The following is a 21,477-nucleotide window of genomic DNA, read 5'->3' as shown; positions in this document are numbered from 1 at the left end:
ACTTTATCCGCGCGTACCCCCACCCGAACGCGCAGCCCCCCGGGTGCGGGCGTACGACGGGGGCCCCGGTCACCCGGGCCCCTCTTCGTGTCGTACGCGCCCTGTGGCCGCTTTACGGGCGGTTCAGGCAGGCTTGCGGGTGTCCTGGTAGATGCCCGCGGTCACCTTGGCGAAGGACTCCATGTCGGCGTCCGACGCCGAGGTGTTCTCCGCGTTGACGTCGAGCACCATCGCCGCGTCCGTCTCCTCGGCCCAGACGCAGGCCGGGGCGTAGATCCGGTCGTAGAGCTTGACCACCTCGCACTCCACCGACGGGCCGTCAGCGCCCTTCGGCTGGAACCGCTTGCGCTTCCGCTCCACCGTGGGCGAGCCGTCGCCGCCCGCGAAGCCCTTGAACATCTCGTCGCGGACCGTGTCCGGGTCGCTGATGTCGCCGTACATCCCGGAGAAGGCGAGCCCCGAATTGTCGTCGTCCGACCGCTTGTACTGGGCCAGGACCGAGGTCGCGCCCTCGGGCATGCTGCCCTGCACGCTGGTGCCCTCGTTGTCGAGGTCGTCCGTGCCCTTGTCCAGCGTGTAGCTGCCGTCGGCGAGCGTCTTGGGGGTGACCAGCTTCATCGCCTTCGGGCCGTCGTTGCTGCCGGTCAGCACCACGGCGCCGGTGACGATCGCGCCCACCACCACGAGCCCGGCCACCGTCACCGCGATGACCTTGGTGCGGTTGCCGCCCCCGCCGGGCGCGGGCGGCGCGGGGTAGGGCGGCTGGCCGTAGGGACCCGCCTGCTGCGGGTAGCCGTAGCCCTGCGGGGGCTGCGCCTGCGGATAGCCGTACCCCGGCGCCTGCGCGTACGGGTTGAGCTCCGCGGGCTGCTGCTGCCCCCCGCCGTACGGATTGGGCTGGGCGCCCCCGTACGGGCCGGGCCCGCCGCCGTAGGGCCCCGGCGGCGGTGGCTGGTTGTGGCTCATGGCTGTGGGGATCCCCCTCCGGATCGGCTGTGGCCTGTGAACTGCGCGGCCCGCTCGGCTACTTGATCTCCACGCGCGCGTCGTTGCGGACCTTCGCGGTGATCTCACCGGCCTCGTCGAGCGACATGCTCTTGCCGGACAGCGCCGCGGCCGCGTCGGAGACGACCACGTAGGCCACCGTGCTGTGGTCGCCCCACATGCAGATCGGGATCGAGAAGCCCTTGGTGGGTATGCCGCTGGAGCCGGAGTCCCCGGTCGGGGTGAACTTGGTGTTCTGGCACTTCATCACGGCGTTCTCGAAGCCGCTGGGCGTCACCGACTCCGGGCTGCCCACGAGCTCGGCCTTCATCCCGCCACTGGTGGAGGGGTCCTTCTCGGCCTCTTGCGCGATCTTCGAGAAGGCGCCGTCGACGACCGCCTCGGGGTCCTTCACCTCGCCCCAGACGCCGTTGAGCTGCAGCTGCTTGGCGCTCATGCCCTCGCCGGACTTGTACTCCGCGCTCTCGGTCTTGGGATTGGTGACGCCGAACTTCTTGAAGTCGTCCGCGTCCGAGGAGGTGAGCCCGCCCCCGCCGGAGGAGCTCTTGGTGTAGTCGCCGGCCACCGTCGCGGGGGTGGTGAGCTTGTACCGCTTGCCGTCGTCGGCGACCTTACCGCCGCCACCGCTGTCGTCCCCGCCCTTGAACACCAGGACACCGCCGACGACCGCGGCCACCACGACCACCGCGCCGATCGCGATCGCCAGGCCCTTCTTGTTGCCGCCGCCCTGGCCCGGTCCCGGCTGGTACGGGCCCGGCATGCCCGGCTGGCCGTACGGCTGCTGCTGCTGGGCGTACGGGTTCGGCTGCTGGCCGTAGGGGCCCGGCTGGCCCTGCGGCGGCTGCCCGGGGTAGCCGTAGCCCTGCTGGGGCGGCTGCTGCGGCTGGCCGTAGGGACCCGGCTGACCCGGCTGCTGCGGGTAGCCGTAGCCGGGCTGGCCGGCCGCTCCACCCTGTCCGTAGGGACCCGGCTGTTGGGGCTGCTGGCCGTAAGGGCCCGGCTGGTTGTAGCTCATCTGTATCCCTCGTTAGAAATCGTGCTGTTGTGTTGCTCCGCGCCGGCCGCGCTAGCCGTCGATCCCGACGCGCGCGTCCTTGCGCACCTTGGCCGTGATGCCGGCGGCGTCCTCAAGGGACATGCCACCACCGAGCACCGCCGCCGCCGGATCCGCCATGACCGTGACGCCCAGGGTGTCCTTGTCGCCCCAGACGCACGCGGGGGCCTCCATGGATCCCTGATCCGAGGTGAACTTCATGGACTGGCACTTCAGGACGTCCCCGTCGAAACCGTCCGGCGAGAACGTCTGGGGGCTGCCCTTGGCCTGCGCGGTGCCGTTGTCCTGCAGCGTCTTGACGATGACCGCCAGCGCGAGGTCCGCGCCCCGCTCCGGGTCGGTCACCTCGCCCCAGACGCCGGTGAACTTCAGCATCTCCTTACCGGAGGTCTGGTAGTCGGCCGCCACCAGATGCGGGTCCTTGACGACCGGCACCTGCTGGAGGTCCTTCCGGCCCGCCGCGGACAGATCGCTGTCGTCCGTGCCCGAGCCCTGGCGCTCGTAGTCCGAGGCCACGGTCTCGGGCGTGGTCAGCTTGTACGGGCCGCCGCTGCCGCCGCCGAACAGCGCGAACGCCCCCACCCCCAGTGCCGCCACGACCACCACAGCGCCGATCGCGAGCCCCACCTTCCTGCCCTTACCGTTGCCACCGGCCGCCGGCCCCGGGGGCGGCGGGGGCTGGGCCCCGCCGTAGTAGCCCGGACCCTGCTGGGGCGCGGGGCCCGCCTGGGGCGGCTGCGGCGGCTGGCCGTAAGGGTTCGCGGGCTGAGGATGGCCATAGCCGCCGCCGGACCCGCCGTACGGGCTCGGCTGGCCGTAGCCGCCCTGCGGCGGCTGTCCGTAGCCCGGCGTCTGCGCGTACGGATTGGGCACGGGAGGCTGACCGGCGCCGTACGGCCCTGACTGGCCCCCATAGGGGCCGGGCTGCGGCGGCGGCTGCTGATGGCTCATGTGCCTCTCCTTATGCGCATGACAGGTACCAAACATCCTTCCCGACGCCCCTGAGCGCCTCGGCGCCGGGGCCACAACGGGTTCGTAACGGAAGGCCGCCGCCCTTTAGACTGCGGAGGTGACCGAGAACTCTTCGCAGCGCCCCACGAGCGGGCCGAACAGCCACCCCGAACTGCCGACCCAGTACGCGCCGGCCGATGTAGAGGGGCCGCTGTACGAGCGCTGGGTAGAGCGCGGTTACTTCGAGGCGGACGCGAAGAGCGACAAAGAGCCCTACACCATCGTCATCCCGCCCCCCAATGTGACCGGCTCGCTCCACCTCGGCCATGCCTTCGAGCACACGATCATCGATGCGCTCACCCGGCGCAAGCGAATGCAGGGCTTTGAGACGCTCTGGCAGCCGGGGATGGACCACGCCGGTATCGCCACGCAGAACGTGGTCGAGCGAGAGCTGGCCAAGGAGGGCGTCTCCCGCCACGACCTGGGCCGCGAGGCGTTCGTCGAGCGCGTCTGGCAGTGGAAGAGCGAGTCCGGCGGGCAGATCTCCGGCCAGATGCGGCGCCTGGGCGACGGCGTGGCCTGGAACCGCGAGCGCTTCACCATGGACGAGGGGCTCTCCAAAGCCGTCCAGACGATCTTCAAGCGGCTCTACGAGGACGAGCTGATCTACCGCGCCGAGCGCATCATCAACTGGTGCCCGCGCTGTCTTACGGCCATCTCGGACATCGAGGTGGAGTACGACGACGATGACGGCGAGCTCGTCTCGATCCGGTACGGCGAGGGCGACCTGTCGATCGTCGTGGCGACGACCCGTGCCGAGACGATGCTGGGCGACACCGCGGTCGCCGTCCACCCCGACGACGAGCGCTACCGCCATCTGGTCGGCACCGAGATCGAGCTGCCGCTCACCGGCCGCCGGATCCCGGTCGTCGCCGACGAGCACGTCGACCCCGAGTTCGGCACCGGCGCGGTCAAGGTCACCCCGGCCCACGACCCGAACGACTTCGAGATCGGGCAGCGGCACGGCCTGCCGAACCTGACCGTCATGGACGAGCACGCGGTCATCACCGCCCACGGCCCCTTCCAGGGCCTGGACCGGCTGGAGGCGCGCAGCGCCGTCGTCGGCGCCCTGCGCGCCGAAGGCCGGATCGTGGCCGAGAAGCGCCCGTACACCCACTCCGTGGGCCACTGCTCGCGCTGCAAGACCACCATCGAGCCGCGGCTGTCCATGCAGTGGTGGGTCAAGGTCGGCCCGCTGGCCAAGGCCGCGGGCGACGCGGTCCGCGACGGCCGGGTGAAGATCCACCCGGAGGACATGTCGAAGCGCTACTTCGACTGGGTCGACAACCTCCACGACTGGTGCATCTCGCGCCAGCTGTGGTGGGGCCACCGGATCCCGGTCTGGTACGGGCCGAACGGCGAGGTCGTCTGCGTCGGACCGGACGAGCAGCCGCCGAGCGGCGAGGGCTGGCACCAGGACAATGACGTCCTGGACACCTGGTTCTCCTCCGGCCTGTGGCCGTTCTCCACACTCGGCTGGCCCGAGCGGACCGAGAGCATGGAGAAGTTCTATCCGAACTCGGTCCTGGTCACCGGCTACGACATCCTCTTCTTCTGGGTCGCCCGGATGATGATGTTCGGCCTGTACGCCATGGACGGCACCCCGCCGTTCCACACCATCGCGCTGCACGGCATGGTCCGTGACCAGTTCGGCAAGAAGATGTCCAAGTCCTTTGGAAACGCGGTCAACCCGCTGGACTGGATGGACACCTATGGATCGGACGCGGTCCGCTTCACCCTGGCCCGCGGCGCCAACCCCGGTGTGGACGTCCCGATCGGCGAGGACTGGGTCCAGGCGTCCCGCAACTTCGCCAACAAGATCTGGAACGCGACCCGCTTCGCGCTGATGAACGGCGCCACGGTCGAGGGCGAACTGCCCGCCCCCGAGCGGCTGTCCGCCACCGACCGCTGGATCCTGTCCCGGCTGAACGCGGTGGTCGCCGAGGTCGACGCGTACTACGAGGACTACCAGTTCGCCAAGCTCTCCGACGTCCTCTACCACTTCGCGTGGGACGAGGTCTTCGACTGGTACGTCGAGCTGTCCAAGACCACCTTCGCCAAGGGCGGCGCGGAGGCCGACGCCGCGCGGCGCGTCCTCGGCGAGGTCCTGGATGTCACGCTGCGGCTGCTGCACCCGGTGGTCCCGTTCGTCACCGAGAAGCTGTGGACCTCGCTGACCGGCCAGGAGTCCGTCGTCATCGCGGACTGGCCGGGCGACAGCGGCTTCCGGGACGAGGCGGCCGAGCGGGAGATCGAGAACCTCCAGCAGGTGGTCACCGAGGTCCGCCGGTTCCGCGCCGACCAGGGCCTCCAGCCCGGTCAGCGGGTCCCGGCCCGGCTGGAGCTGTCCGGCACCTCGCTGGCCGCCCACGAGGACGCGATGCGCTCCCTGCTGCGCCTCCAGCCGGCCGGTGAGGACTTCACGGCCACCGCCTCGCTGCCGGTGGCGGGCGCGACCGTGGCGCTGGACCTGTCCGGCGCGATCGACGTCGAGGCCGAGCGCAAGCGGCTGGCCAAGGACCTCGCCGCGGCCGAGAAGGACAAGGCGCAGACGACCGCGAAGCTGTCCAACGAGGGCTTCCTGGCCAAGGCCCCCGACCATGTCGTGGAGAAGATCCGCACCCGGCAGGCGACCGCCGATGCCGATATCGCCCGGATCACCGCCCAGTTGGCGGCCCTCCCCAAGGGCTGACCGCCGAGGGGTACCGACCGCACCACAGCGCCTCCGCCGGAATCCGGCGGGGGCGCTTGTGCGTGCGGTGTGTGCGATGTGCCACAGACGCCCAGGACGATGTGCCACAGACGCCCGGGAGAAGCCTCACAGGCTCCCGGAGAAGCCCCACAGACGCCTCACAGGCGCCACACAGCAATGCCCCACCGGGAACCAAACACTGCCTTCAGGGAGTTATCCGGCCGTACGTCCCGGAAGGAGCTCCCCCTCCATGAACAAGCCGCTGAGAAGGGCATCGGTGTTCTCGCTGCTGCTCGTGCTGGCCCTGCTCGCCTGGGTCACCTATGTGCAGTTGGCGAGAGGCGACAGTCTCCGGGAGAACCCGCGCAACGCCCGGGTGGCCATCTCCGAGTACGCCGGGCCGCTGGGCGACATCATCGCCGGCGGCAAGCCGGTCACCAGGCTCGGCCGCCACCAAGGGCGACCTGAAGTACAAGCGCACCTACACGGACGGGAAGCTCTGGGCGCCGATCACCGGATACGCCTCCCAGTCCTACGGCAGCACTCAGCTGGAGGCCCTGGAGCGGCAGGTGCTCGACGGCTCCGACAGCCGGCTGAAGAACCCGCTCGAGGCGGTGACGCGGGAGCGGTCCAAGCCCGGCGACGTGGTCACCACGATCAACCCGGCCGTGCAGAAGGCCGCCTACGAGGGACTGGGGAACAAGACCGGCGCGGCCGTGGCGATCGACCCCACCACCGGCGCCGTCCTGGGCCTGGCCAGCACCCCCTCGTACGACCCGGGCACCTTCGCGGGCTCCTCCACGGCGGACCAGAAGGCGTGGACCGCGCTCCAGAAGGACGACAAGCAGCCGATGCTGAACCGCGCGCTGCGCCAGACGTACCCGCCGGGCTCGACCTTCAAGGTGCTGGTCGCCGCCGCGGCGCTGGAGAACGGGCTGTACTCGTCGGTGGACGAGCAGACCAAGAGCCCGGATCCGTACCGGCTGCCGGGCACGGTCACCGACATGCGCAACGAGAACAGGTCGGCGCCGTGCGAGGACGCGACCATACGCACCGCCCTTGAGTACTCGTGCAACACGGTCTTCGCGAAGATGGCCGTGGACCTCGGCCAGTCCAAGGTGGCGGCGGAGGCCAAGAAGCTGGGCTTCGACGATGCGAAGCTGGACATCCCGGTGCGCGCCGCGAAGAGCACCTACCCGAGCGGGATGAACGACTCGCAGACGGCCCTGACCGGTATGGGGCAGTTCGATGTGACGGCCACTCCGCTGCAGATGGCGATGGTCTCCTCGGCCATCGCGAACGACGGCAAGCTGATGACCCCGTACGAGGTCGACCGCACCACGGACGGCAGCGCGTCCGCCCTGGACCGGAGCTCGGCCAAGACCTACAGCCAGGCGATGTCCAAGCACACCGCGTCCGAGCTGCAGTCCGCGATGCGGACGGTCGTGGACCAGGGCACCGGGACCAACGCCAAGATCCCCGGGGTGACGGTGGGTGGCAAGACCGGCACCGCCCAGCACGGTGAGAACAACAGCGCCAATCCGTACGCGTGGTTCATCAGTTACGCGGACGCCGGCGGCGGCCACAAGGTCGCGGTCGCGGTGGTGGTCGAGGACAGCGACGCGGCCCGCGCCGACATCTCCGGCGGCGGTCTGGCCGGGCCGATCGCCAAGTCGATGATGAAGGCGGCACTGGCCGATACCGGGTCGTGACCCTGATACCGGGTCGTGACCCGGGTGGGGATGGCGCTGGGCCGGGTTGTCACCCCTCCCTCGTAGACTGGTCGGCGTGAGCGAGGAGCGCCCCCAGAACGAGTCCGACGAGTTCGAAGAGATCGTCGGAGCCGAGACCGACCGCGACCCCGATCTGGCGGTGATCGAGGCCGGCAGCCGGACGTTGCGTGCGCAGTCCGGGCCGCCGCAGGGGGACGGCATCCCGGCCCGCCCGACCGACCCCGAGGTGGACCGCGCCCTGCGGGAGGTGGAGGGCGAGCTGGCCGGGCGCTGGCCGGAGACCAAGCTGGATCCGTCGCTGGTGCGGATCGAGTCGCTGATGGACATCCTGGGCTCGCCGCAGCGGGCCTATCCGTCGATCCACATCACCGGTACGAACGGTAAGACCAGCGCCGCCCGCATGATCGAGTCCCTGCTGGGCGCCTTCGAGCTGCGCACCGGCCGCTACACCAGCCCCCATGTCCAGTCGATCACCGAGCGGATCAGCCTGGACGGGGCGCCGATCTCCGCCGAGCGGTTCATCGAGACGTACCAGGACATCCAGCCGTACATCGAGATGGTCGACGCCCAGCAGGAGCACCGGCTGTCCTTCTTCGAGGTGCTCACCGGCATGGCGTACGCGGCCTTCGCGGACGCGCCGGTGGACATCGCGGTGGTCGAGGTCGGCATGGGCGGCTCCTGGGACGCCACCAATGTGATCGACGCGGGCGTCGCGGTGATCATGCCGATCTCTCTGGACCACACCGACCGGCTCGGCACCACTCCGGAGCAGATCGCCGTCGAGAAGGCCGGCATAGTCAAGCAGGACGCCACCGTGGTGCTCGCGCAGCAGCCGGTGGAGGCCGCTTCCGTGGTGCTCAAGCGCGCGGTCGAGGTGGATGCCACGGTCGCCCGTGAGGGCATGGAGTTCGGTGTGCTGTCCCGGGAGGTGGCGGTCGGCGGTCAGCTGCTGACCCTGCGCGGCCTCGGCGGGGAGTACACCGATGTCTTCCTCCCGCTGCACGGCGCCCACCAGGCGCATAACGCGGCGATGGCGCTGGCGGCCGTGGAGGCGTTCTTCGGCGTCGGCTCCCAGCACGCCCGCCCGCTCGACATCGACACCATCCGCTCCGCCTTCGCCTCCGTGACCTCGCCCGGCCGGATGGAGGTCGTGCGCCGCAGCCCCACCGTGGTGCTGGACGCCGCGCACAACCCCGCGGGCGCCCAGGCCGTCGCCGCGGCGGTCACCGAGTCCTTCGACTTCAGCCGGCTGATCGGCGTGGTCGGGGCGAGTGACGGCAAGGATGTGCGCGGTCTGCTGGAAGCCTTCGAGCCGATCTTCGCCGAGGTCGTGGTGACCGGCAATTCCAGCCACCGCGCCATGGACCCGGACGAGCTGGCCGCGATCGCCGTCGAGGTCTTCGGCTCCGACCGGGTCCAGGTCGAGCCGCGGCTGGACGACGCCCTGGAGGCGGCCATCACCCTGGCGGAGGAAGAGGGCGAATACGCCGGAGCGGGAGTTCTGGTGACCGGGTCGGTGATCACGGTCGGCGAGGCCCGGCTCCTCCTGGGAAAGGGCTGATATGCGAACGCTGTGCGCTTCCACCCTCATCGGCGAGTTCTTCGTGATCGGCTTCGCCGGGCTGGTCGCGATGAAGACGTCCGGGCTGTCCACGGGCACCGTCTGGACGGTCAGCGGAATCGCCATGGGGCTGTGTGTGCTGCTGTGCGGGCTGCTGAGCCGTCCGGGTGCGGTGCAGATCGGCTGGGCCCTGCAGATCGGCCTGGTGCTGAGCGGTTTCGTGGTGCCCACCATGTTCTTCCTCGGGGCGGCCTTCGCCGCGCTGTGGTGGGCCTCGGTCCACTTCGGCCGCAAGGTCGACGAGGCCAAGGCGCGGTTCGCCGCGTCCTCGGCCGCCTCGCCTGACACTGCGTGATGTGGCCCCCATTCCCCCATGTAGCCTCTGCCTCACAGCCCCGCCGCATGTCTTTTCCCAAAGGAGCCCGCACCGTGAGTCAGCGCACGCTCGTCCTGCTCAAGCCCGACGCCGTCCGACGCGGACTGGTGGGCGAGATTCTGGGGCGGATCGAGAAGAAGGCGGGCTGGACGATCAGCGCCCTCGAGCTGCGTCAGCTGGAGCGTGAGGTCCTGGAGCAGCACTACGCCGAGCATGTCGGCAAGCCGTTCTACGAGCCGCTGGTGGAGTTCATGGCCTCCGGCCCGGCCGTGGCGCTGGTGGTCGAGGGCGAGCGGGTGATCGAGGGCGTCCGGGCGCTGGCCGGGCCGACCGACCCGATCGCCGCGGCGCCGGGCTCCATCCGTGGCGATTTCGGCACCATCGTTCGGGAAAATCTGATCCATGCCTCCGACTCGGCGGAGTCCGCCGAACGGGAAATCAAGATTTTCTTTCCTGGGCTCGCCTGATCCCGATCCGATCGTTACTGATCGGCCATCAGTTTGATCATCGACTTGTCAGACCCCTGCTGACCTGGGGGCGGCCGAATTACCCGGTCGCCCTTCGGCATATGCGAGCCGATCGGGGGAACGCATCTCCGCGACACGACGTCACCATTAGAGGAGGCGGGGTCGTGTTCTGCTGACAATGGCGGAGGACCCCCGCAGCGTGTTCGAGCGGGCGTGACTACGATGAAACCTCCGCGCCTCGCAGCGCGCACCCATCCTGCCGACCTCAAGCAAGCAATCGCTCCAGCAGGGAAGGCCTGACGTATCCTCATGGGGAACAACATGTCGTTCATCGGCCGTGACATGGCTGTCGACCTCGGGACCGCCAACACGCTGGTGTACGTCAGGGGCCGCGGGATCGTCCTCAACGAGCCATCCGTCGTCGCCATCAACACCAACACCGGCGGAATTCTCGCCGTGGGCGCCGAGGCGAAGAAGATGATCGGCCGCACCCCTGGCAACATCGTCGCTGTGCGTCCGCTCAAGGACGGCGTTATCGCCGACTTCGAGATCACCGAGCGGATGTTGCGGTACTTCATCCTCAAGATCCATAAGCGACGGTATCTCGCCCGGCCCCGAGTGGTCGTCTGTGTGCCGTCCGGTATCACCGGGGTCGAGCGCCGTGCCGTCATCGAGGCGTCCACCCAGGCGGGCGCCCGTCAGGTGCACATCATCGAGGAACCCATGGCCGCGGCCATCGGCTCCGGCCTTCCGGTCCACGAGGCCACCGGCAACATGGTCGTGGACATCGGCGGCGGCACCACCGAGGTCGCCGTCATCTCGCTGGGCGGCATCGTCACCGCGCAGTCCATCCGGGTGGCGGGCGATGAGCTGGACAACGCGATCATCCAGCACATCAAGAAGGAGTACAGCCTGCTGCTCGGCGAGCGCACCGCCGAGAACATCAAGATCACCATCGGCTCGGCGTACGAGGGCGACGAGGAGGAGCACACCGAGATCCGCGGCCGTGACCTCGTCAGCGGCCTCCCCAAGACCGTGGTGATCTCCGCCGCCGAGGTCCGCAAGGCCATGGAGGAGCCGGTCAACTCGATCGTCGACGCGGTCAAGACCACCCTCGACAAGTGCCCCCCGGAGCTCTCCGGCGACGTCATGGACCGCGGCATCGTGCTCACCGGCGGCGGTGCGCTGCTGCGCGGCCTGGACGAGCGGCTGCGCCGCGAGACCGGGATGCCGATCCACATCGCCGAGGACCCGCTGGACTCCGTCGCACTCGGGTCCGGCAAGTGCGTGGAGGAGTTCGAGGCGCTCCAGCAGGTGCTGGACGCCCAGCCCCGCAGATGAACAATCCGGCGGACCGGCCGTACGGGTGGTTGGCTGCCCGTGCGGCGGAACGCTGATATACAGGCATAAGGCTCCCCAGGACCGACCGGTCGTCACATCACCGGCACCGGTCCGACTTCGACGAGGAAGGCACGTCGCCGCACGTGAGGGACACACGAGAGAGCCGGCTGCTCCTGGTGCTGCTGGTCGCCATCGCGTTCGCGCTGATCACGGTGGATATCCGCGGCGGCGAGGACTCACCCCTCGACGGCGCCCGGCAGGCCGCCGCTTCCGTCTTCGGGCCCGTGGAGGACGGCGTCGCCTCCGCCGTGGACCCGGTCGGCAACGCGGTCGCGGCCGTACGGGAATCCGGGGACCGGCACGACCGGGTCCGCCGGCTGGAGGAGGAGAACACCAAGCTCAAGCAGCGGCTCGGCAACAACGCCCGCGGTCGCGCCCGCTCCGCCGAGCTCGACAAGCTGCTGAAGACCGCCGGCGCCGGTCAATACGGCATCAAGGGCGCCCAGGTCATCGGCATCGGCGCCGCCCAGGGCTTCTCCTGGACCGTCACCATCGACATGGGCAGCGGCGACGGCATCCGCCGCGACATGACCGTCATCAACGGCGACGGGCTGGTCGGCCGGGTCACCACCGTCGGCTCCTCGACGGCCACCGTGCTGCTCGCCATCGACCCGGACTTCACCGTCGGCACCCGTATGGAGGGATCGGGCGAGCTCGGTTTCGCCACCGGGCGCGGCGACCGCTCGCTCCATGTGCAGCTCCTCAACGGCAAGGCCCGGATCAAGAAGGGCGACCGGATGGTCACCTTCGGCTCGCAGGCGGACAAGCCGTTCGTCCCCGGCGTCCCGGTCGGCAAGGTCGTCGGCGTCGATCCCACCGGAGGCGATCTGACCCGCACGCTCCGGGTGCGCCCGTACGTCCGGTTCAGCAAGCTGGACATCGTCGGGGTCGTCGTCCAGCCGCCGCGCGTCAACCCGCGGGACAGCGTGCTCCCGCCCAAGCCCGCGAAGCCCAAGCCGACGCCCACGGTCACCGTCACGGCCAACCCCTCCGCCACCGCCACCAGCCCGGCCGCCAACAGGAGCTGACCGATGCTGCACCTCAACCGGATCGTCCTGTCGACCTGCCTGGTGGTCTTCGCCCTCGTCGTCCAGATCTGCGTACTGGCCCGCCTCCAACTGCCCGGCGCCGTTCCGGACCTGCTGCTGCTCGTCGTGCTCGGTCTCGCGCTCGTCTACGGCCACACCGGCGGCGCGCTCATCGGCTTCGGCGCGGGGCTGCTCGCCGACTTCGCTCCGCCCGCCGACCACGCCGCCGGCCGCTACGCCCTGGTGCTCTGCGTCATCGGCTATCTGGCCGGGCTCGCCAAGCCGGAGACCGGCCAGCTCAGGTCGGCCACCGGGCCGATGCTGGTGGTCGTGGCGGCGGCTATCGGCGCCACGCTGCTGTACGCCGGGGTCGGCATCCTCGTCGGCGACGACGCGGCCCGTCAGGTGGGCCTGGGCAAGCTGCTGTTCACCGCGGCCCTCTACGACCTGCTGCTGGCACCCTTCACGGTGCCGCTGATCATGGGGCTCGCCAGACGGAGTGAGAACGATCCGATGGCCGACAGCGCGGGCGGCGGCGAGAGCCCGTCCCGCTGGATCAGCACGGCGGGCGGCGTCAGCACCGGCCGGATCGGCCGGATGAGCCGGCTCAGGCGCCCGGGCCGGGCGCCCCGGATCGGCAGCCAGCGCGGCGGGCTGCTGACCCGCGCGGGGAAGAACAGGACGGCACGCATCAAGGGGGTCAAGCGCCTGTGAGCAACGCCCTCCCGTCGCCCGCCGCCCACCCGTCTCCCGCCACCGCCCTCATGGGAGCGCGCCATGAGTAATATCCCTGAGACCGGGCGGACCTCCCGGGTCACGATCCGGCTCGTCGGCCTCCAGATCCTGGTCTTCTCGCTGCTGCTGACCCTCGGCGGACGCCTGTGGTACCTCCAGATCCGCAACGGCGACGAGTACACCGCCGAAGCCGCCAACAACCACGTCCAGCAGGTCGTCCACCCCGCCGTGCGCGGTTCCATACTGGACGCCCGCGGGGTGCCGCTGGCCGACAACGAGACCCGTCTGGTGGTCTCCGCCAGCCGCACCGAGCTGATGAAGATGCCGGACGACGGCAAGGCCGTCCTCACCCGCCTCGCCGACGTCCTGGGCATGAAGCCCAAGGACGTCCTGGACAAGGTCCGGCTGTGTGACGCCAAGACCCCGCAGCCCTGCTGGAACGGCTCCCCGTACCAGCCCATCCCGATCACCGACGAGGCCAGCGCCAAGCAGGCGCTCCAGATCCGCGAGCGCGAAGAGGAGTTCCCCGGCATCAGCGCCGAGCCCACCGCCGTGCGCCGCTACGCCGCGCCCGCCGGCTCCAACGCCGCCCAGGTGCTCGGCTATCTCTCCCCGGTCACCGATGAGCAGGTGAAGGCGGCCGAGCACACCAAGTCGCCCCTGCTCCGCTCCGACCAGGTCGGCAGCAACGGCCTCGAGCGCCAGTACGACAGTGAGCTGCGCGGCAAGGCGGGGGTGACCCGCTACGAGGTCGACAACCTCGGCCGGGTCATCGGCCAGCGGGAGAGCCAGCGGGCCCGCCCCGGCGACAACGTCGTCACCAGCATCGACTCGCGGGTCCAGGCGGTCGCGGAGAAGGAACTGGACCAGGCGATGCGGGACGCCCGCAAGCAGCACGACCGGAACACCGGCACCAACTACAAGGCGGACTCCGGCGCGGTCGTGGTCATGGAGGCCAAGACCGGCCGGGTGGTGGCCATGGCGTCCAACCCGACGTACGACCCCAACGCCTGGGTCGGCGGCATCTCCGGCAAGGACTACAAGCAGCTCACCGGCAAGAAGTCCAACTACCCGCTGCTCAACCGGGCGATCCAGGGCCAGGCGGCCCCCGGCTCGATCTTCAAGGTGGTCCCGACGACCGCCGCGGTCAACGCCGGCTACGACTTCAACGGGCCGTATCCCTGCACCAGCTCGTTCAACATCGGCAGCCAGGTCTTCAAGAACTTCGAGTCCGAGAACTACGGCGGGATCAGCCTCGGCCGCGCGCTGGAGGTCTCCTGCGACACCGTCTTCTACCACCTCGCCTACGAGCAGTGGAAGAAGGACGGCGGCAACGAGCCCAAGAAGAAGCCGGGGGACTGGTTCTACCGGACCGCCCACCAGTTCGGCCTCGGTAAGGAGACCGGCATCGACCTCCCCAACGAGGTCACCGGCCGGGTCCCGGACCGCCAGTGGAAGAAGGACTACTGGAAGGCCAACAAGGACGTCTGGTGCAAGACCGGCAAGAAGGACGGGTCCTACGGCCAGCGGATCGCCTACGAGAACTGTCTCGAGGGCATGAAGATGCGCGCCGGTGACTCCGTGAACTACTCCATCGGCCAGGGCGACACCCTCGTCACCCCGATCCAGATGGCCACCATCTACGCGGCCATCAGCAACGGCGGAACGCTTCACGACCCGAGTGTCGGCAAGGCGATCGTCAGCCCCGACGGCAAGGACATCCGGGAGATCAAGCCGAAGGCGCACGGCAAGCTGCCGATGAAGGGCCAGACCCGCGAGAAGATCGACAGCGCGCTCGCGGGCGTCGCCACCCGGGGCACCGCCGCCTGGCGGTTCCAGGGCTGGCCGCAGAGCAAGATCCCGATGCACGCCAAGACCGGTACCGCGGAGGTCTACGGCAAGCAGACCACCTCGTGGTTCGCCACGTACACCAAGGACTACACGGTCGTCATGACGATCTCCCAGGGTGGTACCGGCTCCGGCGCCTCCGGCCCCGCCGTGCGCAAGATCTACAACGCGCTGTACGGGGTCGACGCCAAGGGCGGCATCGACAAGAAGAAGGCGCTGCTGCCCCAGCCGCAGGCCAAACTGCCGAAGATCTCGTCGGACGGCTCCATCGAGTCCCAGCCGCTCGGCAAGCAGTTCGAGGCGGCCGCGCGGGAGCGGCGGCGGGGAGCTGATTCATGAGCGCGTCCACGCATGGGTACTCCGTCCGCCGCTTCACCCCGGAGCGCGGCGCCTGGAGCAAGCTCATGGCGCGCGACTCGGTCGTCCGCCGCCTCGACTGGGTGCTGCTGCTCACCGCGCTGGCCCTGTCCGCGATCGGCGGGGCGCTCATCTACTCCGCCACCCGCAACCGCACCGAGCTCAACCAGGGCGACCCGTACTACTTCCTGGTCCGGCACGCCCTCAACACCGGCATCGGGCTGCTGCTCGCCATCGGCACCATCTGGCTGGGCCATCGCACCCTGCGCGGCGCGGTCCCGGTCCTCTACGGGCTGTCCGTCATCCTCGTCCTCGCCGTGCTCACCCCGCTGGGCTCGACGATCAACGGCGCCCACGCGTGGATCGTGGTCGGCGGTGGGTTCTCCCTGCAACCGGGTGAGTTCGCCAAGATCACGATCATCCTGGGGATGGCGATGCTGCTGGCCGCGCGCGTGGACGCGGGCGACCGGCTCAACCCCGACCACCGCACCGTCGTCCAGGCGCTCGGCCTGGCCGGGCTGCCCATCGCGATCGTGCTGCTGATGCCGGACCTCGGCTCGGTGATGGTCATGGCGATGATCGTGCTCGCCGTGCTGCTCTCCTCCGGCGCGTCCAACCGCTGGATCGCGGGGCTCATCCTCACGGCCGTGATGGGCGCGCTGCTCGTCTGGCAGCTGCACGTCCTCGACCAGTACCAGATCGACCGCTTCGCCGCCTTCGCCAACCCCGCGCTCGACCCGGCCGGGGTCGGCTACAACACCAACCAGGCGCGCATCGCGATCGGCTCGGGCGGGCTCACCGGTAAGGGGCTCTTCCACGGCACCCAGACCACCGGTCAGTTCGTCCCCGAGCAGCAGACCGACTTCGTCTTCACGGTCGCGGGGGAGGAGCTGGGCTTCCTCGGCGCGGGCCTGATCATCTTGCTGCTGGGGGTCGTGCTGTGGCGCGCCTGCCGGATCGCGCGCGACACCACGGAGCTGTACGGGACCGTCGTCGCGGCCGGGATCATCGCCTGGTTCGCCTTCCAGGCGTTCGAGAACATCGGGATGACGCTGGGCATCATGCCGGTGGCCGGTCTGCCGCTGCCGTTCGTCTCCTACGGCGGGTCCTCGATGTTCGCCGTATGGATCGCGATCGGGCTGCTGCAGTCCATCCGGGTGCAGAGACCCGTCTCCGCATAGGGTCCGCTTGGTGTCACGTCTCCGCTTGGGGCTGATAAGCCCGAGTTTGGGTACGTGACACACATGGTGGACACAAAGCAGGAGATAGAACGCAAGTACGAGGCCACCGCCGAGGAAGCCGGTCCGTCCGGGCGGCCCGACCTGCCGGGCCTGCCCGAGCTGACCGGAGCGGGGCCGGTCGCGACCGTGGTGAGCCGGGGAGTCGCCACCCTGGAGGCCACCTACTACGACACCCCCGGGCGGCGGCTGCTGGCCGACGGCATCACCTTGCGCCACCGCACCGGCGGCGACGACGAGGGATGGCATCTGAAGCTGCCCGTCGGCCCGGACACCCGGGAGGAGCTGCGGGCGCCGCTCGGCGACGAGGTGCCCGCCGAGATGGCCACCCTGCTGCGCTCGCGGGTCCGCCACGATCCGCTGCGCCCGCTCGCCCGTCTGCACACCGAGCGGGACCGCAAGGATCTGGTGGACGCCGACGGCACGGTGCTCGCCGAGGTGTCCGTCGACCGGGTGACGGCCCGGCGGCTGGCCCCCGAGGAGAGCGAGCCGGTCCGGTGGACCGAGGTCGAGGTCGAGCTCGCCGAGGGCCGGGGCCACGATCAGCGACTGCTCGACGTGGTCGAGGAGCGGCTGCGCGACGGCGGTCTGCACCGCGCCGACACCCCCTCCAAGCTCGCCAAGGCCCTGGCCGAGACGGAGAAGGCAGCGGTCGCGGTCGAGAGCGGCGGAGGCGGGCCCGCCAAGCCCGCCAAGCCCGGCAAGCCCGCGAAGACCGCCCGTCAGGTCGCACAGGCCGCGTCCGGGCCCCGTCAGCCGCTCGGCGCCGACGATGTCGTCCTGGACTACATACGCCGTCAGATCGACGCCCTGGTGCGGCTCGACCCGGCCGTGCGCGGGGACGTGCCGGACGCGGTGCACCGGATGCGGGTCGCCACCCGCCGGCTGCGCAGCGCGTTCCGCTCCTACCGCAAGGTCCTGGACCGTTCGGTGACCGATCCGATCGGCGACGAGCTGAAGTGGCTGGCCGGTGAGCTCGGCGTGGAACGCGACCGCGAGGTGCTGACCGAGCGGCTCCAAGGCCGTCTCGCCGAGCTGCCGGAGGAGCTCCGGCGCGGCCCGGTGGGGGAACGGCTGCACCACTGGTCGCACGGGCGGCGCGACGGCGCCCGCGCCACCGTCCTGGGCGCGCTGGACAGCGAGCGCCACCTGACGCTCCTGGACACCCTCGACGCCCTGGGGGCCGATCCGCCGCTGCGCCGCGACGCCGCGAAGCCGGCCGCGCCGGTGGTCGCCAAGGCCGTGCTGCGCGACTACGAGCGGCTCGCCGGCCGTATGGCCACCGCGCTGGAGACGCCCCCAGGGCCGGATCGCGACATCGCCATCCACCAGGCCCGTAAGGCCGCCAAGCGGGTCCGCTACGCCGCCGAGACGGCCCGGCCCGCGCTCGGCAAGTCCGCCAAGCGGTTCGCCCGCCGTATGCAGGCCGTGCAGGACGTGCTCGGCGACCACCAGGACAGCGTCGTGGCCCGCGAGGCGCTGCGGCAGCTGGCCACCCAGGCCCATGTGGCGGGGGAGAGCGACTTCACCTTCGGGCTGCTGTACGGCAGGGAGGAGGAGCGGGCCGCCGCCCGCGAGCGTGAGCTGCCGGACCTGTGGGCCGAGATCTCGCGCGAGAAGCACCGGGCGGACCTGGCGGCTTGACCGGGCGGACCTGGAGGCCTGGTCCGTGGCGAGGGCGTCCCGGCGGGGCAGGTACGCTTGAGGGTCACCCCTGTCAGCTTCACGAAAGTCCGCGATGTCTGTCGAGTCGGTCTTCCCACAGCTCGAGGCCCTGCTGCCGCATGTGCAGAAGCCCATCCAGTACGTAGGCGGTGAACTCAATTCCACCGTCAAGGACTGGGACTCCTGCGACGTCCGCTGGTCGCTCATGTACCCGGACGCCTACGAGGTCGGGCTCCCCAACCAGGGCGTCATGATCCTCTACGAGGTCCTCAACGAGCGCGAGGGCGTGCTCGCCGAGCGCACCTACAGCGTGTGGCCGGACCTCGAGGAGCTGATGCGCGAGCACAAGGTGCCGCAGTTCACCGTGGATTCGCACCGCCCGGTGTCCGCGTTCGACTTCCTCGGCGTCTCCTTCTCCACCGAGCTGGGGTACACCAACCTGCTCACCACGCTGGACCTCGCCGGTATCCCCCTGGACGCCGCCGACCGCACCGAGGACCACCCCGTGGTGGTCGCGGGCGGCCACGCCGCGTTCAACCCCGAGCCGATCGCCGACTTCATCGACTGCGCGGTGATCGGCGACGGTGAGCAGGCCGTGCTCGACATGACCGGGATCATCCGCGCCTGGAAGGCCGAGGGCCGTCCGGGCGGCCGCGATGAGCTGCTCTTCCGCCTCGCCCGCACCGGCAGCGTCTATGTCCCGAAGTTCTACGACGTGGAGTACCTGGCCGACGGGCGGATCTCGCGCGTGGTGCCGAACCGTTCGGGCGTGCCCTGGCGGGTGTCCAAGCACACCGTCATGGACCTCGACGAGTGGCCCTACCCCAAGCAGCCGCTGGTGCCGCTGGCCGAGACCGTCCATGAGCGGATGTCGGTGGAGATCTTCCGCGGCTGTACCCGGGGCTGCCGCTTCTGCCAGGCGGGCATGATCACCCGCCCGGTGCGCGAGCGGTCGATCACCGGGATCGGCGAGATGGTCGAGAAGGGGCTGAAGTCCACCGGTTTCGAGGAGGTCGGCCTGTTGTCGCTGTCCTCCGCCGACCACACCGAGATCGGCGACATCGCCAAGGGCCTCGCCGACCGGTACGAGGAGGACAAGATCGGCCTGTCCCTCCCGTCGACCCGGGTGGACGCCTTCAACATCGACCTCGCCAACGAGCTGACCCGCAACGGGCGCCGCTCGGGCCTCACCTTCGCCCCCGAGGGCGGCAGTGAGCGCATCCGTAAGGTCATCAACAAGATGGTCTCGGAAGAGGACCTCATCCGTACGGTGTCCACCGCGTACGGCAACGGCTGGCGGCAGGTGAAGCTGTACTTCATGTGCGGTCTGCCCACCGAGACCGACGACGACGTGCTGCAGATCGCCGACATGGCCACCAAGGTCATCGCCAAGGGCCGCGAGGTGTCCGGCAAGAACGACATCCGCTGCACCGTTTCCATCGGCGGCTTCGTCCCCAAGCCGCACACCCCCTTCCAGTGGGCTCCGCAGCTGAGCGCCGAGGAGACCGACGCCCGGCTGGAGAAGCTGCGCGAGAAGATCCGAGGCGACAAGAAGTACGGCCGCTCGATCGGCTTCCGCTACCACGACGGCAAGCCCGGCATCGTCGAGGGCCTGCTCTCGCGCGGCGACCGCCGGGTGGGCGCGGTCATCCGCGCCGTCTACGAGGACGGCGGCCGCTTCGACGGCTGGCGCGAGCACTTCAGCTACGACCGGTGGATGGAGTGCGCCGAGCGGACCCTGCCCGACTTCGGCCTCGACGTCGACTGGTACACCACGCGCGAGCGCACCTACGAGGAGGTCCTGCCCTGGGACCACCTCGACTCGGGCCTCGACAAGGACTGGCTGTGGGAGGACTGGCAGGACTCCCTCGACGAGACCGAGGTGGACGACTGCCGCTGGACCCCCTGCTTCGACTGCGGCGTCTGCCCGCAGATGCAGACCGAGATCCAGATCGGCCCCACCGGGCGGAAGCTGCTGCCGCTGTCGGTGAAGTAGCCGACCGGCGGTGACATGGCGGTCGGGCGGTGACGTAGCCGTCCGGCGGTGATGTAGCCGTCCGGCGGTGACGTAGTCGTCCGGCGGCCCTCCGTCACCGGGCCGCCCGCGGCACCCACAAAGTAGGCTGGAAGACATCGGGGCCCCGTGGCCCCGGTGTCCGACGGCAAGGAAGTACAAGGAGACAGTCCCCTGGGCAAGCGACAGCCCGAAGGCCCGCCGCCCGCACCCGCGGTGCAACGCATCCGTTTGCGTTACACCAAGCGCGGCCGCCTCCGGTTCACCAGCCACCGCGACTTCCAGCGCGCCTTTGAGCGGGCGCTGCGCCGCGCCGAGGTGCCGATGGCGTACTCGGCGGGCTTCACCCCGCATCCGAAGGTGTCCTACGCCAATGCCGCACCCACCGGCACTGGCAGCGAGGCGGAGTACCTGGAGATCCAGCTGACCGAGGCCCGCGACCCCGAGAAGCTGCGGGCGGTCCTCGACGAGTCGCTGCCCGAGGGGCTCGATGTGACCGAGTCCGTGGAGGCCCACACCTCGGGGCTCGCCGACCGGCTGCAGGCGTCCGTATGGGAGATCCGGCTCGACCGGGTCGCCCCGGCGGACGCCGAGCGGGCCGTCGCGGCCTTCCTGGAGGCCGACACGGTCGAGGTGGAACGCCGGACGAAAAACGGGTTGCGAACCTTCGACGCCCGTGCCGCGGTGGCCCGCCTGGAGACGCTTCCGGCTCGGGCCGATAGGCCCGGCGACGGTGGCTGTGCGATACTGCGGCTGGTGGTACGGCATCTGACACCTGCCGTGCGACCCGACGACGTCCTGTCCGGTCTCCGCGCTACGGCCGACCTGGCGCCGCCGGTCCCCGCAGCGGTGACCAGGCTGGCGCAGGGGCTGCTCGATGAGGAGTCCGGCACGGTGACCGACCCGCTCGCGCCCGATCGCGAGGCAGCTCAGGCCGCTCCAACCACGGCCGCCAAGCTGACCGCCGCGATGGCGCCGGAAGGTCCCGCGTAGGGCCGCCGTCGACGCGCCGCCGATGCACTTGGGAGCCACCCGGGTCCGGCTGGCGCACTGACCAGAAGACTTTCGCCGGTCCCGAAAGAACCGGTCCCGGCGAGCGAGACGACAGCTCCCGTGCGGCGCCCGCGCCCCGGACGGCGGCACCCGCGCACAGTGCGCGGGTGGCCGTCCTGAACCAGGCGCGGATACATGGAGCTTGAAGGGAGAAACGCCCTCATGCTCGAACCTATTGATCAGACCCACCATGTCGAGCACCTGGGGTCCTCAGAGCCGAGTGCCGCGGGGGCCGGGTG

At 70.2% G+C, this 21,477-nt stretch carries 15 protein-coding genes and 1 pseudogene; 13 read left to right on the top strand and 3 right to left on the bottom strand.

The window, feature by feature from the left end; all coding sequences use genetic code 11:
• Positions 1-123: 123 nt before the first annotated feature.
• The 3 genes from ACFXB5_RS18360 to ACFXB5_RS18350 are packed head-to-tail and all read right to left on the bottom strand — an operon-like array spanning position 124 to position 3,010.
• The gene (locus tag ACFXB5_RS18360) at positions 124-966 is read right to left on the bottom strand and encodes a hypothetical protein (RefSeq protein ID WP_385208763.1); all 843 of its coding nucleotides are present in this window, start codon (positions 964-966) and stop codon (positions 124-126) included.
• Between the two features lie 58 nt (positions 967-1,024).
• Positions 1,025-2,020, bottom strand: coding sequence for a hypothetical protein (locus ACFXB5_RS18355; protein WP_385208760.1), 996 nt, complete (start codon positions 2,018-2,020; stop codon positions 1,025-1,027).
• A gap of 51 nt (positions 2,021-2,071) precedes the next feature.
• Complete coding sequence (locus tag ACFXB5_RS18350; protein ID WP_385208758.1) at positions 2,072-3,010, bottom strand: hypothetical protein; 939 nt, start codon at positions 3,008-3,010, stop codon at positions 2,072-2,074.
• Positions 3,011-3,128: 118 nt separating this feature from the next.
• Between ACFXB5_RS18350 and ACFXB5_RS18345 the strand changes: the two genes are divergently transcribed.
• From ACFXB5_RS18345 to ACFXB5_RS18285, 13 genes and pseudogenes are all read left to right on the top strand, one after another.
• Positions 3,129-5,762 (top strand): valine--tRNA ligase, encoded by a 2,634-nt coding sequence (locus ACFXB5_RS18345; RefSeq protein WP_385208755.1) that lies wholly within the window; start codon positions 3,129-3,131, stop codon positions 5,760-5,762.
• 250 nt (positions 5,763-6,012) lie between these two features.
• Positions 6,013-7,474: pseudogene (locus tag ACFXB5_RS18340) on the top strand (peptidoglycan D,D-transpeptidase FtsI family protein).
• 76 nt (positions 7,475-7,550) lie between these two features.
• Positions 7,551-9,056: a bifunctional folylpolyglutamate synthase/dihydrofolate synthase gene (locus ACFXB5_RS18335; protein WP_385208752.1), complete on the top strand. Its 1,506-nt coding sequence runs from the start codon at positions 7,551-7,553 to the stop codon at positions 9,054-9,056.
• 1 nt (position 9,057) lies between these two features.
• Positions 9,058-9,411 (top strand): DUF4233 domain-containing protein, encoded by a 354-nt coding sequence (locus ACFXB5_RS18330; protein ID WP_201849578.1) that lies wholly within the window; start codon positions 9,058-9,060, stop codon positions 9,409-9,411.
• Positions 9,412-9,485: 74 nt separating this feature from the next.
• Complete coding sequence (ndk, locus tag ACFXB5_RS18325) at positions 9,486-9,899, top strand: nucleoside-diphosphate kinase (RefSeq protein ID WP_020871339.1); 414 nt, start codon at positions 9,486-9,488, stop codon at positions 9,897-9,899.
• Between the two features lie 321 nt (positions 9,900-10,220).
• The gene (locus tag ACFXB5_RS18320; protein ID WP_037946248.1) at positions 10,221-11,240 is read left to right on the top strand and encodes a rod shape-determining protein; all 1,020 of its coding nucleotides are present in this window, start codon (positions 10,221-10,223) and stop codon (positions 11,238-11,240) included.
• A 143-nt stretch (positions 11,241-11,383) separates the two neighbouring features.
• A complete protein-coding gene (mreC, locus tag ACFXB5_RS18315; protein WP_385208749.1) occupies positions 11,384-12,328 on the top strand; it encodes a rod shape-determining protein MreC in 945 nt (314 codons plus the stop codon).
• 6 nt (positions 12,329-12,334) lie between these two features.
• Entirely contained in the window at positions 12,335-13,042 is a 708-nt protein-coding gene (gene mreD / locus ACFXB5_RS18310) for a rod shape-determining protein MreD (RefSeq protein ID WP_385208843.1), read from the top strand.
• A 63-nt stretch (positions 13,043-13,105) separates the two neighbouring features.
• Entirely contained in the window at positions 13,106-15,250 is a 2,145-nt protein-coding gene (mrdA, locus tag ACFXB5_RS18305; RefSeq protein WP_385208746.1) for a penicillin-binding protein 2, read from the top strand.
• Positions 15,247-16,449, top strand: a complete 1,203-nt coding sequence (gene rodA, locus ACFXB5_RS18300) for a rod shape-determining protein RodA (protein WP_385208743.1) — start codon at positions 15,247-15,249, stop codon at positions 16,447-16,449. The genes mrdA and rodA overlap by 4 nt, the downstream gene beginning before the upstream one ends.
• A 63-nt stretch (positions 16,450-16,512) precedes the next feature.
• Entirely contained in the window at positions 16,513-18,150 is a 1,638-nt protein-coding gene (locus tag ACFXB5_RS18295) for a CHAD domain-containing protein (RefSeq protein WP_385208740.1), read from the top strand.
• 94 nt (positions 18,151-18,244) lie between these two features.
• Complete coding sequence (locus tag ACFXB5_RS18290; protein WP_385208738.1) at positions 18,245-20,167, top strand: TIGR03960 family B12-binding radical SAM protein; 1,923 nt, start codon at positions 18,245-18,247, stop codon at positions 20,165-20,167.
• Positions 20,168-20,401: 234 nt separating this feature from the next.
• Positions 20,402-21,178: a TIGR03936 family radical SAM-associated protein gene (locus tag ACFXB5_RS18285; protein WP_385208735.1), complete on the top strand. Its 777-nt coding sequence runs from the start codon at positions 20,402-20,404 to the stop codon at positions 21,176-21,178.
• Positions 21,179-21,477: the final 299 nt, after the last annotated feature.

Origin of the sequence: Streptomyces sp. NPDC059455, assembly GCF_042750115.1 — a bacterium.
Lineage (GTDB): Bacteria > Actinomycetota > Actinomycetes > Streptomycetales > Streptomycetaceae > Streptomyces > Streptomyces endocoffeicus.
This window is presented reverse-complemented; position numbering and strand designations above follow the sequence as displayed.

What these genes read in the sequence shown, in the direction of transcription:
- ACFXB5_RS18360 (WP_385208763.1), bottom strand. Translation starts at nt 966, where the DNA reads ATGAGCCACAACCAGCCACCGCCGCCGGGGCCCTACGGCGGCGGGCCC.
- ACFXB5_RS18355 (WP_385208760.1), bottom strand. Translation starts at nt 2,020, where the DNA reads ATGAGCTACAACCAGCCGGGCCCTTACGGCCAGCAGCCCCAACAGCCG.
- ACFXB5_RS18350 (WP_385208758.1), bottom strand. Translation starts at nt 3,010, where the DNA reads ATGAGCCATCAGCAGCCGCCGCCGCAGCCCGGCCCCTATGGGGGCCAG.
- ACFXB5_RS18330 (WP_201849578.1), top strand. Translation starts at nt 9,058, where the DNA reads ATGCGAACGCTGTGCGCTTCCACCCTCATCGGCGAGTTCTTCGTGATC.
- ACFXB5_RS18320 (WP_037946248.1), top strand. Translation starts at nt 10,221, where the DNA reads ATGTCGTTCATCGGCCGTGACATGGCTGTCGACCTCGGGACCGCCAAC.
- mrdA (WP_385208746.1), top strand. Translation starts at nt 13,106, where the DNA reads ATGAGTAATATCCCTGAGACCGGGCGGACCTCCCGGGTCACGATCCGG.
- rodA (WP_385208743.1), top strand. Translation starts at nt 15,247, where the DNA reads ATGAGCGCGTCCACGCATGGGTACTCCGTCCGCCGCTTCACCCCGGAG.
- ACFXB5_RS18295 (WP_385208740.1), top strand. Translation starts at nt 16,513, where the DNA reads ATGGTGGACACAAAGCAGGAGATAGAACGCAAGTACGAGGCCACCGCC.
- ACFXB5_RS18290 (WP_385208738.1), top strand. Translation starts at nt 18,245, where the DNA reads ATGTCTGTCGAGTCGGTCTTCCCACAGCTCGAGGCCCTGCTGCCGCAT.